Source organism: Frigoribacterium sp. PhB160 (assembly GCF_003751785.1).
In the GTDB taxonomy this organism is placed as follows: domain Bacteria; phylum Actinomycetota; class Actinomycetes; order Actinomycetales; family Microbacteriaceae; genus Frigoribacterium.
In genome coordinates, this window is the sequence record NZ_RKIE01000001.1 from 1,381,224 (window position 1) to 1,394,794 (window position 13,571).

Annotated in this window: 15 protein-coding genes; 11 read left to right on the forward strand and 4 right to left on the reverse strand. The window is 68.1% G+C overall.

Translation table 11 applies throughout. The annotated features are described in order from the left end of the window. The 10 genes from EDF38_RS06560 to EDF38_RS06605 all read left to right on the forward strand — a co-directional run bounded on the left by EDF38_RS06560 (window position 1) and on the right by EDF38_RS06605 (window position 10,568). Entirely contained in the window at window positions 1-2,628 is a 2,628-nt protein-coding gene (locus EDF38_RS06560; RefSeq protein WP_123354515.1) for a phage tail tape measure protein, read from the forward strand. Window positions 2,629-2,683: 55 nt separating this feature from the next. Beyond that, window positions 2,684-4,207: a hypothetical protein gene (locus EDF38_RS06565; protein ID WP_123354516.1), complete on the forward strand. Its 1,524-nt coding sequence runs from the start codon at window positions 2,684-2,686 to the stop codon at window positions 4,205-4,207. Beyond that, on the forward strand, window positions 4,207-5,319 hold the full coding sequence (locus tag EDF38_RS06570) for a hypothetical protein (protein WP_123354517.1): 1,113 nt from the start codon (window positions 4,207-4,209) through the stop codon (window positions 5,317-5,319). Before EDF38_RS06565 ends, EDF38_RS06570 begins: the two co-directional genes overlap by 1 nt. Then, window positions 5,316-6,194: a hypothetical protein gene (locus EDF38_RS06575; protein ID WP_123354518.1), complete on the forward strand. Its 879-nt coding sequence runs from the start codon at window positions 5,316-5,318 to the stop codon at window positions 6,192-6,194. The genes EDF38_RS06570 and EDF38_RS06575 overlap by 4 nt, the downstream gene beginning before the upstream one ends. A 9-nt stretch (window positions 6,195-6,203) precedes the next feature. Next, the gene (locus EDF38_RS06580) at window positions 6,204-6,695 is read left to right on the forward strand and encodes a hypothetical protein (protein WP_123354519.1); all 492 of its coding nucleotides are present in this window, start codon (window positions 6,204-6,206) and stop codon (window positions 6,693-6,695) included. Beyond that, window positions 6,692-7,558, forward strand: coding sequence for a hypothetical protein (locus tag EDF38_RS06585; protein WP_123354520.1), 867 nt, complete (start codon window positions 6,692-6,694; stop codon window positions 7,556-7,558). The genes EDF38_RS06580 and EDF38_RS06585 overlap by 4 nt, the downstream gene beginning before the upstream one ends. Beyond that, window positions 7,555-8,043: a hypothetical protein gene (locus EDF38_RS06590; protein ID WP_123354521.1), complete on the forward strand. Its 489-nt coding sequence runs from the start codon at window positions 7,555-7,557 to the stop codon at window positions 8,041-8,043. The genes EDF38_RS06585 and EDF38_RS06590 overlap by 4 nt, the downstream gene beginning before the upstream one ends. Before the next feature lie 8 nt (window positions 8,044-8,051). Then, window positions 8,052-8,354, forward strand: a complete 303-nt coding sequence (locus EDF38_RS06595; RefSeq protein WP_148061459.1) for a hypothetical protein — start codon at window positions 8,052-8,054, stop codon at window positions 8,352-8,354. Beyond that, the gene (locus tag EDF38_RS06600; RefSeq protein ID WP_123354523.1) at window positions 8,351-8,692 is read left to right on the forward strand and encodes a hypothetical protein; all 342 of its coding nucleotides are present in this window, start codon (window positions 8,351-8,353) and stop codon (window positions 8,690-8,692) included. Before EDF38_RS06595 ends, EDF38_RS06600 begins: the two co-directional genes overlap by 4 nt. Before the next feature lie 112 nt (window positions 8,693-8,804). After that, window positions 8,805-10,568 (forward strand): hypothetical protein, encoded by a 1,764-nt coding sequence (locus EDF38_RS06605; RefSeq protein WP_123354524.1) that lies wholly within the window; start codon window positions 8,805-8,807, stop codon window positions 10,566-10,568. Between the two features lie 65 nt (window positions 10,569-10,633). Here EDF38_RS06605 and EDF38_RS15720 read toward each other — a convergent pair whose 3' ends face one another. Continuing rightward, a complete protein-coding gene (locus tag EDF38_RS15720; protein ID WP_148061460.1) occupies window positions 10,634-11,209 on the reverse strand; it encodes a hypothetical protein in 576 nt (191 codons plus the stop codon). A gap of 93 nt (window positions 11,210-11,302) precedes the next feature. Between EDF38_RS15720 and EDF38_RS15870 the strand changes: the two genes are divergently transcribed. Next, the gene (locus EDF38_RS15870; RefSeq protein ID WP_158613325.1) at window positions 11,303-11,455 is read left to right on the forward strand and encodes a hypothetical protein; all 153 of its coding nucleotides are present in this window, start codon (window positions 11,303-11,305) and stop codon (window positions 11,453-11,455) included. Here the strand turns inward: EDF38_RS15870 and EDF38_RS06615 are convergent. The 3 genes from EDF38_RS06615 to EDF38_RS06625 all read right to left on the reverse strand — a co-directional run bounded on the left by EDF38_RS06615 (window position 11,452) and on the right by EDF38_RS06625 (window position 13,332). Beyond that, entirely contained in the window at window positions 11,452-11,748 is a 297-nt protein-coding gene (locus tag EDF38_RS06615; protein WP_148061461.1) for a hypothetical protein, read from the reverse strand. The two genes, EDF38_RS15870 and EDF38_RS06615, sit on opposite strands and share 4 nt — an antisense overlap. 98 nt (window positions 11,749-11,846) lie before the next feature. Further along, window positions 11,847-12,377, reverse strand: coding sequence for an SHOCT domain-containing protein (locus tag EDF38_RS06620; protein ID WP_233572280.1), 531 nt, complete (start codon window positions 12,375-12,377; stop codon window positions 11,847-11,849). Window positions 12,378-12,480: 103 nt separating this feature from the next. Beyond that, complete coding sequence (locus EDF38_RS06625; protein ID WP_123354528.1) at window positions 12,481-13,332, reverse strand: tyrosine-type recombinase/integrase; 852 nt, start codon at window positions 13,330-13,332, stop codon at window positions 12,481-12,483. Window positions 13,333-13,571 lie beyond the last annotated feature (239 nt).

The following is a 13,571-nucleotide window of genomic DNA, read 5'->3' on the forward strand; positions in this document are numbered from 1 at the left end:
GTGCCTACCGAACTCGCCACCGCCTACATCTCCCTGGTGCCCTCCATGAAGGGGGCCCAGGGGGAGATCGCCAAGGCACTCGTCCCGGACGCACAGTCCGCCGGCGACGCCGCGGGACGCGAGTCCGGTGGACGCTTCAGCAGCGCCTTCAAGGGCGCGCTCGGTGGCGCGGCGATTGGTGCCGCCCTCGTCGGCAGCTTCGCGGGCCTGTACGCCGTCGGCAGCATCTTCGACGACGTCACCGACACCATCCGTGTCGGCACCGGCGCCCAGGGCGAAGCGCTCGAGGGGCTCTCCGACGTCGCGAAGGACGTCGCGACCTCCGTCCCCGCGAGCTTCGAGGACGCAGGCTCCGCGGTCGCCGACCTCAACACCCGCCTCGGCCTCTCCGGCGACACCCTCAAGACCGTCGCCTCTCAGTACCTCGAAGCCGGCCGCATCCTCGGCACCGAGGTCGACATCAACGCGACCACGGCCGCGTTCTCCGCCTTCGGTATCGAGGGCGAAGCGGTCTCCGGCGCCATGGACGAACTGTTCCAGGTGTCGCAGGCGACCGGCGTCGGCATCAACGAGCTCGCCTCGTCGGTGCAGAAGAACGCACCCGCCGTCCAGAACCTCGGCTTCTCGTTCTCCGAGACAGCAGCACTCGCGGGCTCCCTCGACAAGGCCGGTCTGAACACCGGCCAGGTCATGGGGTCCCTGTCGAAGTCCCTCGTTACCCTCGCGAAGGACGGCCAGGAGCCGCAGGCCGCCTTCGAGGGCGTCATCACCCAGCTCGAAGGGTTCATCGACGCAGGCGACACGGCCGGCGCGATCGACCTCGCCGGGAAGGTCTTCGGCACGAAGGGCGCCAGCCAGCTCGTCGGCGCCATCCAGTCCGGAACCCTCGCTCTCGATGACCTCGTGGGCGCTGCTGGACTCTCGGGCGACACCATCCTCGGTGTCGCGGCCGAGACAGCCGACTTCGCCGAGTCCTGGACCCTCGTCAAGAACAACGCCCTGTCAGCCATCGAGCCGCTCTCCACCGCGGTGTTCAACCTCGCCGGCAACGCCATGGGCGCGGTCGCCACGAAGGCGCAGGAACTCGCCCCGGTCATCTCCGCCGGCCTCACGACCGGTCTCGCCGCGGTGGGGCCGCTCCTGTCCGGTCTTGGCTCGACGCTCGGGCCGCTCATCGGGACCGCGGTGTCGCTGTGGCAGGCGTTCTCCCCACTGTCGCTCATCTTCCAGGTCATCCAGCCGTTGCTACCGACTCTCCTCGGGGCGTTCGCGCAGCTGGCAACGACCCTCGGCGGTGCCCTCACGACCGTCCTGCAGTCGCTGCTGTCCGCTCTCGCACCCGTGGTCACAGTTCTGTCGGCGAACCTCACCACTGTCCTCGCGACGCTGCTACCCGTCATCCTGCAGCTCGCCGGCACCCTGGCTGGTGTCTTCGCTGGGGCCCTGACAACGCTGGCCCCACAGATCGGGCTGCTCGCGGCCACGGTAGGCAGCGTCCTCACGACGGTCCTCGCCGCGCTCGGGCCGGTCCTCGGCCTGGTCGCAGGCCTGCTCGTCTCGGTGCTCGGTGCCGTCATGCCACTGATCCCCGTCATCATCAGCCTCGTCGCGGCGATCCTGCCGCTCGTCGCTCAGCTCATCGGGGCACTCGCCCCGGTGCTGGTGTCCTTGGTGCCGCTGTTCGCCGCGATCATCCAGGCGATCGCGCCGCTCATCACGACGATCATCGGCGTGCTGGTCCCGGTCATCCAGGCCCTGCTCCCGGTCATCACGACGGTCTTCGGCGTGATCGTCAGCATCATCACCGCAGCGATGCAGGTCGTGCAGGGGATCATCCAGGTCGTCACCGGGATCATCACCGGCAACTGGTCGCAGGTGTGGACCGGGCTCGGCAACATCGTCGCCGGCGCGTGGAACCTCATCAAGTCGATCGTGTCGGGCGCCCTCAGCATCCTCGGTGCCGTCATCGGCGCCGCGCTGAACGGCATCCGGTCGATCTTCTCCGGCGTGTGGAACGGGCTCGTCGGCTTGGTCCGCGGGGCCTGGTCCGGCATCACCGGGGCGATCAGCGCCGGCGTCAGCTCCGCGGTCGGGTTCGTGTCCGGACTGCCCCGACAGATCCTCGGGGCACTCGGTGGTCTCGCGGGACTGCTGCTCGGTGTGGGCCGCGACATGATGAACGGCTTCATCGAGGGGGTGAAGGCCACCGCGGGACGCATCCGCGACGCCGTGCTGGGGCCCATCAAGGATTCGGTCGACGCCGTGAAGAACTTCCTCGGCATCCACTCCCCGTCGCGCCTCATGCGCGGCCTCGGTCGCAATACCGGTGAGGGCTACGAGGGCGGCGTCCTCGACTCCGTTCCTGGTGTCAGGTCGGCGTTCGACTCCATGGTCGAGGTCCCCGACGCCGCGGCGTTCGCACCCCGAGTCGGTGCGGGCGCCTATCTCGCCGGCCTCCGCGGCCCGTCAGCGGCGGAAGGGGCTGGCGTGCTGCCCTCGGAGATCGCCCTGTACGACGCCGACGGCAGCATCCTCACGAAGGCGCGCGTCATCTCGAAGACCGAGGTCAAGGCCGCGGCCCGTGACACGGGGACGCGCCTCTCCGCGGGTCGTCAGCGCATCCAGTGATGCAGAGGGGCCGGGCTCAGCCTGGCTCCTCTGCTCGTCTTGAAAGGACCGGCAGATGCTGACCAACTACGTGCCCGACCCTCTCGCCATCGGGCCGCAGTTGCTGCTGCAGGGGAGCGGCGCCACCGTCGAGCGGGTCAAGGACTCCCAGCTCGCGGCCCGCGGCCGCTCCTACAGCGTCCACAGCACGACCGGCGAGGACGGTGCGGCGCGGCTCCCCGCCGCGTGGCGCGCCCCCGCCGCCGCAGGGCAGCCTTGGGCTGCGGCCGGCATGTTCCGCTTCGACCCCACCGTGGTCGCCTCGCAGACGATCCGGCTCATCATCGAGTTCCTCAACGCGCAGGGCACGGTCATCGGTACTGAGTCCGCGGGCATGGTCTACGACCTCTCCGCGGGGTTCTACGAGACGGCACCCGGGTCAGGGTTGTTCGTCGTCGGGCACGCCGAGATGGGCCCCGACCGGTCGTACCCGGCGGACCTGTTCCAACAGACCAGCGACACCATCTACGAGCTGACAACCTCTGACGCTGACCCGGTGCCCCCGCCCGGCCCCATCCAGGTGTTCGGGACCGCGCCGGAAGGCACAGCCTCCGTCAACGTCGCGGTCACCGGGACCGCGTTCTTCGTCACTCAGCTGATCCTCGTCGCGGCGACGCCAGCGACCATGCCGAACTTCTTCACCGGCGCGTCCGGGCCCTACAACGCCTGGACCGGCCCGGCCAACGCATCGACGTCGCTGTACTACCAGACGTCACCGCAGCTCGTCCCGAAGGTCGACAGGTCTCCCGTGGAACGAGTGGAGATGACCTTCCGGGAGGTGCTGCCCGGCGCTACCTACGTCAACGTGTGGCGGGTGGCAGACGGCCGCACCATGGAGGTGCGAGGTGGCCTCCGCCGGTACGCCGTCGGCGGGTTCCCGCTCATCGACTACGAGGCTCCGTTCGGGGTGCCCATCACGTACCGGGCGGAGATGTTCACCGACGACACCATGACGGTGTCGATGGGCTTCACGGAGACCGCTGTGACGGTCCTCGACGCGAAGCAGCCTTGCGTGCACCAGCCCCTCAATCCGGCGGTGGCTGTGTGGCCCCGCGCTATGGCTGGCACGGCCGCGGACGTCGTCCGCCGGACACCGGGCGAGCTCGTCTACGTCGAGGGTGCCGAGGTCGGGACCTGGCTCGGGCAGCAACGCCGAGGAGCGGAGGGCGTCGACTTCAACCTGCTGACGGAGAGCATCGCCGACGCCGACCTCTTCCAGTCCGTCCTCGGCCGGTACGGGGAGTCCTCCGGCGCAGTGGTGTGCATCCGCATCCCGCCGCCCATGCGCATCCCACGGACCTTCTTCGGGACGATCGACGAGCTCCACGAGGTCGCCTTCGATGTCGCCCGCGACGGCGGCGCGGTCATGTTCACCTTCACGGCGAACGAGGCCCGCCCGCCGGCTCCGGGTCTGGTCCCTGCTCTCCTCCGCCGCGACGACGTCGATGCCGCCTACCCGACCCGGGCTGAGCGCGCTTCGGCGTACCTCACGCGCCTCGACCGCGATCGCGACTTCACCCTCGCGGGATTGGCTGGCTGATGCGCGTCCACTCCGACCAGCTCCTCGAGGTGCTCGAGTACTCCTTCGAGCGACGATGGCTGGCGGATCTGTACTACGACGGGGAGAGGAAGGTCGCCGACCTCCCCATCATCGATCCGAAGTTCGACGATGACGGTGGCGCCCTAGTCCAGTCGACCGGGTCCGTCACCGTCATCTACCAGGGCGACTTCGCGGACTCGCTCTCCCCGACGACGGTCAGCGATCTGCTCGCACCGGCCGGCGCCGAGCTCGCCGTCTACTGCATCGTGTCAGCGGGCGACTTCACCGAGCGCGTCGAGATGGGCTGGTACCGCATCGTCGAGACGCCGTCCGCGAAGGACTTCACCGCGAAGTACGGCAGCCGGCGCATCACCCTCGGCTCTCGGGTCGAGCTCACCCTGCAGGATCGGTTCCACCGGGTGCAGCGGGACCGGTTCGATGTTCCTGGGTCGCCGGCGAAGCTGACGTCGGTGTTCGCGGAGGTCGCGAAGCAGACGCAGTTGCAGCTGACGAAGATGGTCCCCGACAAGCCGATCCCGCGCTCGATCGCCTTCGAGGAGGACCGGCTCGAGTACGTCTACGACCTCGTCGCAGTGCTCGGTGCCGTCCCCTACATGCGGCCGGACGGATCGCTCGGTCAGCGGACCATCACGTGGCCCGCCCCTGGCCCAGTGCTCCGCGGCGGGAACGGGGGGAGCCTCATCAGTCTCGCCCGGTCGCTGTCGTCGGAAGCGGTCTACAACAGGGTCGCGTTCCGCAGCACAGCGGGTGACCAGACCTCGATCGTCGCCACGGCCGAGATCACCCAGGGCCCTCTTCGGGTGCGGAACGCGGACGGGTCGCCCTCGCCGGCGGGCCGCGTCACCTACTACGCCTCGAGCGAGTTCGTCACCTCTCGCACGCAGGCGCAGGCGTACGTCAACGACCTGTTGCCACGGGTGTCCACCATGCAGGCACTCGAGGTGCCCGTCGTCGAGAAGTTCAACCCCCTGCGCGAGGTCGGTGACGTCGTGCCCATCGAGCACCCCACCGGGGACCTGCTGGGCCGCGTGCGCACGATCAGCCGAGACTCCGGCGCTACCCAGGCCCTGACGTTGGAGGTGAACCCGTGACGACCGACGTCGAGCAGCTCGAGTCGCTCCTCGGGGACAAGTCCCGGGTCGGGATGTACGCAGGCGCATTCGTTTCCTACGAGGACAAGGCCGCCACCGTGGACCTCGAGGGGAGCCGGCTCCTTGGGATCAAGTCCGCGACACCGTACCTGCCCGCGGTCGGCGAGCAGGTGTGGGTCCAGTTCATCGACGGAGTTCCATGGCTGCTCGGCCCGACCGTCATCCCGCCGGGCGACGGCACGATCGTCACCGTCAGCAGTGAGTCCGCAGTCGTCGAGACCGACATCGGTCGGATCACGGCGACCTACACGGCAGGGCAGGCGCTGTCCTCCGGACAGAACGTGAAGCTGTACTGGCAGGGCGGCCCACACGTGATCGGCCCGCTCGCTACAACCCCGCCGCCCAAGCCGACTCCGGACCCGCCGGCCCCGTCACCCTCGAGCCGCCACGTCGACGTCTTCACGGCCGTCGACGCTGGCTCCTGGTCAGGGGCTTACGGCTGGCGTCAGGCGCAGGTGTGGGCGTCCGACAGCCTCCTCGGCGCCTGGTTCTACGGCTCGAAGATCCGCGACACACTCGCCGACGCCGCGGTCGAGAAGATCGAGATCTGGTCGACCCTGACGCAGATCCGCGGCAACCCGCCCGTCTTCGCCACCCACCCCCACGCCGGCAAGCCCACGGGCGCTCCCGCCCTGTCCTCGTCAACGGCCACCCCCGTCGCATCCGGTAGGTGGGTGCAGCTCCCACTGTCCTTCGGCCAGTTCCTCGCCAGCAACGTCGGCGGCATCGGGCTGAACCACGGCGGCTACAACAAGTTCCGCTCGCTCGCTGAGGACCCGCAGTCGGGTGCTCTGCGCATCACCTCGATCTACTAAGGAGTCCCGATGGCTGCAGACAGCTACGGCCCCAAGGGCGAGCCCCAGTTCGCCGGTTCTGGCGCCTCGGCCGACGCCGAAGACCTCACTCTCCTCGGCGAGTTCGCCGCCGACGTCGGCAACAACCGTGTCGGCACGACCGCCGAGCGCGACGCCGCCACAGCGGCCGGTGAGGCGTACGACGGTCTCACCTGGTGGGACACCACCCTCCGACGCCGCTTCCAGCGCGTTGGCACGTCGTGGCGTCCCGCCGGAGCGCTGATGGACGGAGACCTTCGCGAGGGCACCACCGCCGCGAACGGCGTCGTCGGTGTCGGGCACAGCCTCGGCGCGGTCCCTCGTGCCGTCCTCATCACCGGGACCGGCCGCGGTGCCGTGCCTGGCGAGCTGACCTACATCGTGACCGCGAAGACCGAGCTGATCTTCAACGTGAACGTCTACCGGAACGGCAGCCCGTTCGCCAACAACCCCGTCGGGTTCCACTGGCTGGCCCTCGCATGAGCACCGTGCTCGACCTGATCGTCATCCCCAACACGGCCGACGTCATCACGAACGGTCGGCAGCTCATCTCACGGGCCCTGCTGCCCGGGTTCCTCGCCGCGTCCGCCGCGTTCCGAGCTGAGACCGGCCGGCCCGTGTACGTCGCTGAGGGGTACCGGTCAGACGAGGAGCAGCGGCGCATCTTCGTCGAGCGCTACTACGTCGTCGACCGGCGCACGAGCGTCCTCTACGAGGGCAAGTACTGGGCGAAGCACCCCGGAGTGCCGGTAGCCGCCATCCCCGGCAGCACCGCGGCGAAGCACAGGCTCGGCGAGGCGCTCGACCTCTGGTCCGGCATCGACTCGTCCTTCACTTCACGCGAGCACCTCATCTGGGTGCGCGTCGCGAAGCCGCACGGCTGGGACAACACCGGGCGCAGCTTCGGCGAGCCCTGGCACCAGCAGGGCACCCCCGGTCTCTCACCCGCGTCCTCGGGCGCCGTCGTCATCGACATCCCCATCGAGTCCGAGGAGGACGACATGTTCAAACCGCAGCTGTCCCGCAACACCAAGACGAAGCGAGTCGCCTTCTTCTTCCCCGACCGCGTCGTCGAGACCGAGAGCGAGGAGCAGATCTACCGGCTCGGTCGCGGCTGGAACGTCCTCAAGGCTGGACAGGCATGGACTGACGTCGTGAACGACATCGACGACGCCGAGTACAACGCCACCGTGACCGAGATCAACGCGAGCCGCACGAAGACCCGCGGCGAGTACGTGAAGGCCATCGCTCAGGGCGTGTGGGACCACGTCGTCGCCGGGTGGAACGGCAAGCAGAGCGCCCGCAACCGCCTCGCCGGCATCGACGAGAAGGCCGGCAAGCGATGATCGCGACCGACCCGAAGCTGAACGACCGGAGGCTGCGGTGGGAGCGCACGATCTGGGTCATCGACATGGTCGCCTACGCCGTCATGGCCGTGAACGGCGCCTCCGCGCTCTGGTTCACCTCGCCATTCGTGCAGGAGGAGATCCGGCTCCCCGCCGTCATCGTCGTGTGGGGCGTGCTCATGCTCGCGGGCGGCGCCGGCGGCTTCTTCGGCCGCCTCTTCGGGCTCTGGGCGGTCGAGGTCATCCTCAACGTCTCCGCCTGGTCCGGGGCCGTCTGCTACGCGATCATCATCTTCTCCGCGGTCACCTCGGGATCCTCGCTCGTAATCCTCGGCATGGTCGTGCTCGCGTTCCTGTTCATGTTCCGCCGCTACTGCGAGCTGCAGATCTTCACCAGCGAGCCCGGGCTCACCACGTTCACCGAGAAGGTGCGGTCCCTGCTCCGCCGCCGCACGGGGTACGTCGTCCGCCGCAACCACTACTAGGGGGCTCCGTGGTGGACACCACCCTGCTCGTCGCCCTCGGAGGCGGCGCCGGTATCTCCCTCATGCTCCGCGAGATCATCTCGGTCCTCGCGACCGTCCGCTCCGGTGTCAGCGCCCGGGAGGGAAAGCGGCGGACCGACATCGTGCAGCAGCGCGACGAGGCAATTCTCCGTGCCGACGCCGAGGCGGCGAAGCGCCGCAACATCCAGGAGTACGCCGCGCGACTGCGTGTGCAGCTCATCGAGAACGGCCTCGAGCCGGGCGACCCGCCCGTCATCGAGCGCACCACACCCACCCAGGAGGAAGCATGACCACCGCCCCGCAGCACCTCGCCGCCGTCGACGAGCGACCGTCCCTTGCCCAGCTCGGTACCCAGATCGCCAACCCGGTCCGCGCGACCGTCCGCACCGTCGTGCAGTTCCTGATCGGCGCCGTGCCCGTCCTGAACATCGCGGCCGGCATCGTCCTCAGCACACTGCAGCAGCAGAGCGACTTCGTCGTCCCCTCCTGGGCCTTCGTGGCGCTGAACGGCATCCTCGTCGCGACCGCGCTGCTCATCGCTTTCGTCACGCGGCTCATGGCAGCCCCGGCAGTCAACGCCTGGATCACGCTCTACGTCCCCTGGCTGGCGCCCCTGAAGCGGTCGTGAGCCCGTGTTCTGGCTCCTCGTCATCGCCGTCCTGATCCTCGCGTACAGCCCCACGCTCGACTCCCTCGACTGACCCAGCCGCCTGCGGGCGGCTCTCGTGAAAGGCCCCCGCATGGCGAACTTCCCTGTGCCCACTTTCGACCCGACCACGGGCCGACTCCCCGACGTCGTGCACGACGCGCTCGGCCGCGACTTCTCGAAGCACATGGTCGTCAACGTGTACGACTACGGCGCCATCGACGTCAGCGCATACGACGTCAGCACCCGCGAGAAGCTCGACGCGGTGCCGTCCTCGCAGTTCGCTCTCGACCTCGCGATCGCGGCGGCCGAGAAGCTGGCCTCGACGAGTGCTGAGACGCGCGTGTGGATCCAGATCCCGTACGGCGCCGTTCGGGGCTCCATCTGGATCAAGACGCCGTACGTCTGCGTCATGGGTCCGGGAGCCCTCGTCGCGGGCTCCGGCACCGAGGGCGAGGTGTTGGTCTCGTCGAGCCTCGACAAGGCGCTCGTCCGATTCCACACCTTCATCCGCGACCTGACGTGCAAGCCGCTGAACGCGGCGCTGTTCCGTGGCACGTGCGCCGTGCGCGTCCGTGGTGCTGCCTTCGTCCACGTCCAGGGCATCCGCGTCCGCGACCTCCCCGTCGGCGTCCTGTTCGAGACGTGGGAGAACCTCGCCGGCCAACAGAACAAGAACATCACGATCGGCGGCATCCCGAACGAGTTCGTCAACGTCGACTACGCGGTCAAGACGAACCACCGAACGGGCACCACGTGGGACGCCACGGCGGACTCGTGGTTCTTCGGCAACATCGTCCGGAACGCCTACATCAGCCACGGCTACATCGAGGGAGCTGACGGGTTCCACGCGTTCAAGAACGCGTTCTTCTCCGTCGGACGGGACTCGCCCGACACGTTCCACAAGGCCATGAAGTCGCACGGCTGGTACTACGGCCCCCGGACAGCCTTCGGGTTCTTCGACGACAACGAAGTGTTCGAGACCGGATACTCCGGCGTCTACCTCGACCGGTGCGCCAGCGTCCAGGTCCGCGGCAACAACTTCGGCTGGTGTGGCCAGATCAAGCAAACGCCGACGGTTCTGATCAACACCACAGCGGCGTTCCTCACCGGAGCGCACCTCGTCGACGGCAACACGATGGACCTCTGCACCGGGCCCGGGATCGGGATCATCGGGGACGGCAACGCGGGGAACATCCTCATCCCCGGGTCGAACAACATTCGTCTGATGGGCGACGAGCAGCGCAACGTCTACCGCGGCGACCAGTTCGGCAACGGGCCGCTGAAGACGAACGACCTCGCCCAGATCTACGTCGCGCCCACCGTGGTCGGGCTGCCCCAGGTGACGCACACGTGGAAGCCGCGAGGCAGCCGCAAGAGCGTCATCGACATGAAGGGCATGTACTCGAGCGCCCGTCGGACCCCGTGGCCGGACCACACCGAGACGATCACGAACCATACGCGCGACTTCACGGTCGGGCAGGGGCAGACGCTGTGCAACCTGGCGTCGACGACCGACCCGGTGTCGGCGACGACCTACGTGGGCATCGTGGAGGTGATCGCGAAGAACACGGACGGCTCCTACGTCGGACGGTACGAGTTCACGGTGGCGTCGAACGGCACGAACAAGACCGTCGCGAACCTCCGGACCGCTGGCTCCGTCTCGTCGATCGCGGACGGCCGGACGCCTGCGTTCGTCTTCTCGATCCCGCAGGCGGGCCTGCTGACGGCCACGGCTCAAGGCAACACCGCCGGCAAGTTCGAGTTCACCGTCAAGGCAATGGGTCTTGTCCAGGCCAGCTACACGGCTGCGGAGTTTGCCCTCCTCCCGCTCGTAGAGACCCCATCCGGCACCTGACAGACCGCAGCACCAACAAGGCCCCCTGCCCCTCTTGCGAGGCGGCAGGGGGCCTTATCGTGCGTTCAGATCTCCGTCTCCTCCGCGAACCGGAAAACGTAGTCGGGTGTCGAGTCCAGAGAGAAATATTCGTAGACATACGTTCTGCGCCACCGGACATCGCCCTGATCGCTCGAATACTCGAGAACGACGTGATGTGGTCGCGAAGGCAGCGGGTCCACCCTCCGCCCCATCAGAATCGGGTCAGTCCACACGGCGCCTCCGGAGCCTCTCGGTGCGCCTGTGAGGTTTGCTGCCTCCTTCTTCGAGGGCCGGCCGTCCCCGCGGTCGTATGTAAGGGACACTCGCCGAGCCGTGTTTTCGGACAGGTTTCGGATCACAAATTTTTGCTGGTCGGCGTCGGCGACGTAGTCCACTTCCAGGTCTGGCTTGGTGATGAGCCCGAGAGCTCGGCTGCTCTCTCGCGCTGTTGATGCGCTGTCACGCGCGGCGAGACCGGCGTAGAGCGCTGCCACTGCACTTGCTGCGGCGGCAACACCGTTTGCGTCTAACCCGGCGACTGCCAACACCGCGTAGAGCGCAGCGATGACAGCCACGATGACGGCAGCCGGGATGATGTTTTTCAGGCGAAAGCGAGGCATTGTTCGACCGTACCTTTAGCTGACGGTGACTCAGATCGGAGAGGCTGGTCGGGTAATCTGCCCGATGGGGAAAGGTTGACGATTAACTAGCGGGTGGAACATTCATCGACGTCCGCAGGTGTTCCGTACCCGGCCAGGGTCTCGCCCCTGGCCATCGGCGACATCATCCTCCGCTTCGACGGGGCGCACCTGGCCAACGCCGCCTCCGCATCGTTCGGCCCGCTGCGCGCCGGGCGGCTGCTCTAGCTCGAACGGCGGTCGACCCACCAGCGCAAGCATTCGACCGGGTCGCCGCGAGTGCAGAACCGGTCGTCGCTGTTGCGCGGGTCGTAGGCGACCCAGCCGTCGTGCGGGTACCACGAGACGCTGTACCAGCCGGGCAACCCCGGCCTGTCTGACCTGATGTGGAACGAGTGCGGCCGCTCCACGCGCGCCTCCGCCTGCAGCGTGTAGATGCCGACCCGGCGCCGCTCGGTGAGGTTCGCCCCGCGCTCTTCCATCTGACGATCCCAGGACCGCTTATCGGGTTGCACTGCCATGGCGGCACCGTAGGTCCCGCCCCCGACATCGGCCCGCGGCACGAAAAAGCCCCACCTGGCCTTCCCGGTCGGGTGGGGCTTTCTCATCGTCTAAGGGTTTACATGCGGGCGAGGATCTCGGCCTTCTTCGTGTCGAACTCATCCTGCGTGAGGATGCCTCCCTGGCGCAGCCCTTCGAGCTGCTGCAGCTGCGCCCCGAGGTCGACGGGCGCCGGGGCAGGTGCGGGAGCGGCGGCCGGTGCGGCAGGCGTGGACACGGGAGTCGTTGCGGCGACGGGGCCGCCCAGCATGAGCTGCTGCAGGAGCGCCTTCACGTTCGCAGCCTCGGCGTGCGAGACGCGGAAGTCGATCGTGTTGCCCGTCGTGATGACCGACACCACCGTGTTCCGGAAGCCGTCGCGGGCGGTCGTGACGCTGCTGATGCTGCGGATCGGGATCATTTCCGTCCCCGCTCGTCCGTTCTGAACCCCTGTGGCGAAGAGGCTCATACCTCCGGTGGCTAGGCCAGCCATGATCTTTCCTCCGGAGACGCCGCGGGGGAGTTCCCACTCGATGCGGTCGTTCCAGATCTCGACCTTGGCGTTCTTGCCGCTGATGTGGGAGGTGAACGTGAGAAGTGCTGCCGTCATGGCTCGATCGTAGGTGAGGGCATGTCGGGTCGTCATCCCCTGAGACGGGGGAGGCAGTGCCGGAGGGCTTCGGGACCCTCCGGCACCGCCGGTCAGGTTAGCTTCACGCAGCGAGCGGTTGGCTCCGGGAGGGAGGTCTTTCGTCGTCGACGAGTCGGAGGTGGCCGCGGCGGGGGAGTGACGTTGCGGCAGCCGCGGCACGAACGGCGTCGAGGCCGACGTGCAGGTACCGCTCGGTCGTCGCGAGCGAGGAGTGGCCGAGGAAGTCCTGGACTGCCCGGAGGTCGCGGGTGCCGTTGTAGGCGCTCGTGGCGGCCGCGTGGCGGAGGCTGTGCGGGTTCGCGCCGAGCCGTCGCGTAATGATCTTGTTCACGCTCGCCGGGTGCATGTGACCGCCGTACCGGCCCGGGAAATAGTAGCCACCTTGGCGCTCGTCCTCGAGCTCGAGGAGCACCTGCATCAGGTCGTCGTTGATCGGGACGCGGCGCTGCTTCTCGCCCTTGCCCGTGATGCGGAGCACGTCGTACTCGCGGTGCTTCGTGTGGAGCGTGGCGATCTCGCTGAGGCGAAGGCCAGCCAGCCGACCGAGGAGGATCATCGCCGACTCCTCGAGGGTGGAGCCTACGAGTGCGAGCTGCACCTCGCCGTCGGCTGCCAGGCGCGGCACCTTCCGGGGAACTCGGATGGGAGCCAAGCCGAGGGAGGGGTCTTCCGCTATTCGGCCGGTGCGATGGGCCCACCCGTAGAACGTGCGGAAGGAGGACCTCATCGACTTGCGGGTCTCGGCGGAGTGGCTGGTGCGCCGCTCGGCGAGGAACCGCTCGAGGTCGGGCAGGGTGACGGACATCAGGTCCGGGTGGAGGGCGTGCAGGTGTTCGATGTGGCCGAGTCGCTGCTTGACGGTGCCGAGGCTACGGCCGGCGGCGAGTAGTGAGTTGCGGTACTCCTTCATCATGCTGTTCTGATCCTTCGGGTCGGGTGCCTTGGTTCGGGGCCAGGGGTGAGCGATCCTAGAAAAAGGTGCCGTGAACAGCGACAGGTGTTGCGTCTAGGGTCGAACTTCCTGTGCGTCGGACTAGGCAGCGCGGACCTTCGAGGTCAGCTCGGTGACCACCGCGTCGATCGGCCGAATGGGCTGCATCTCGGCGAGGACGCGGCGCTGTGCGAGACGCGAGTCCAGGGCAAGCGTGATAC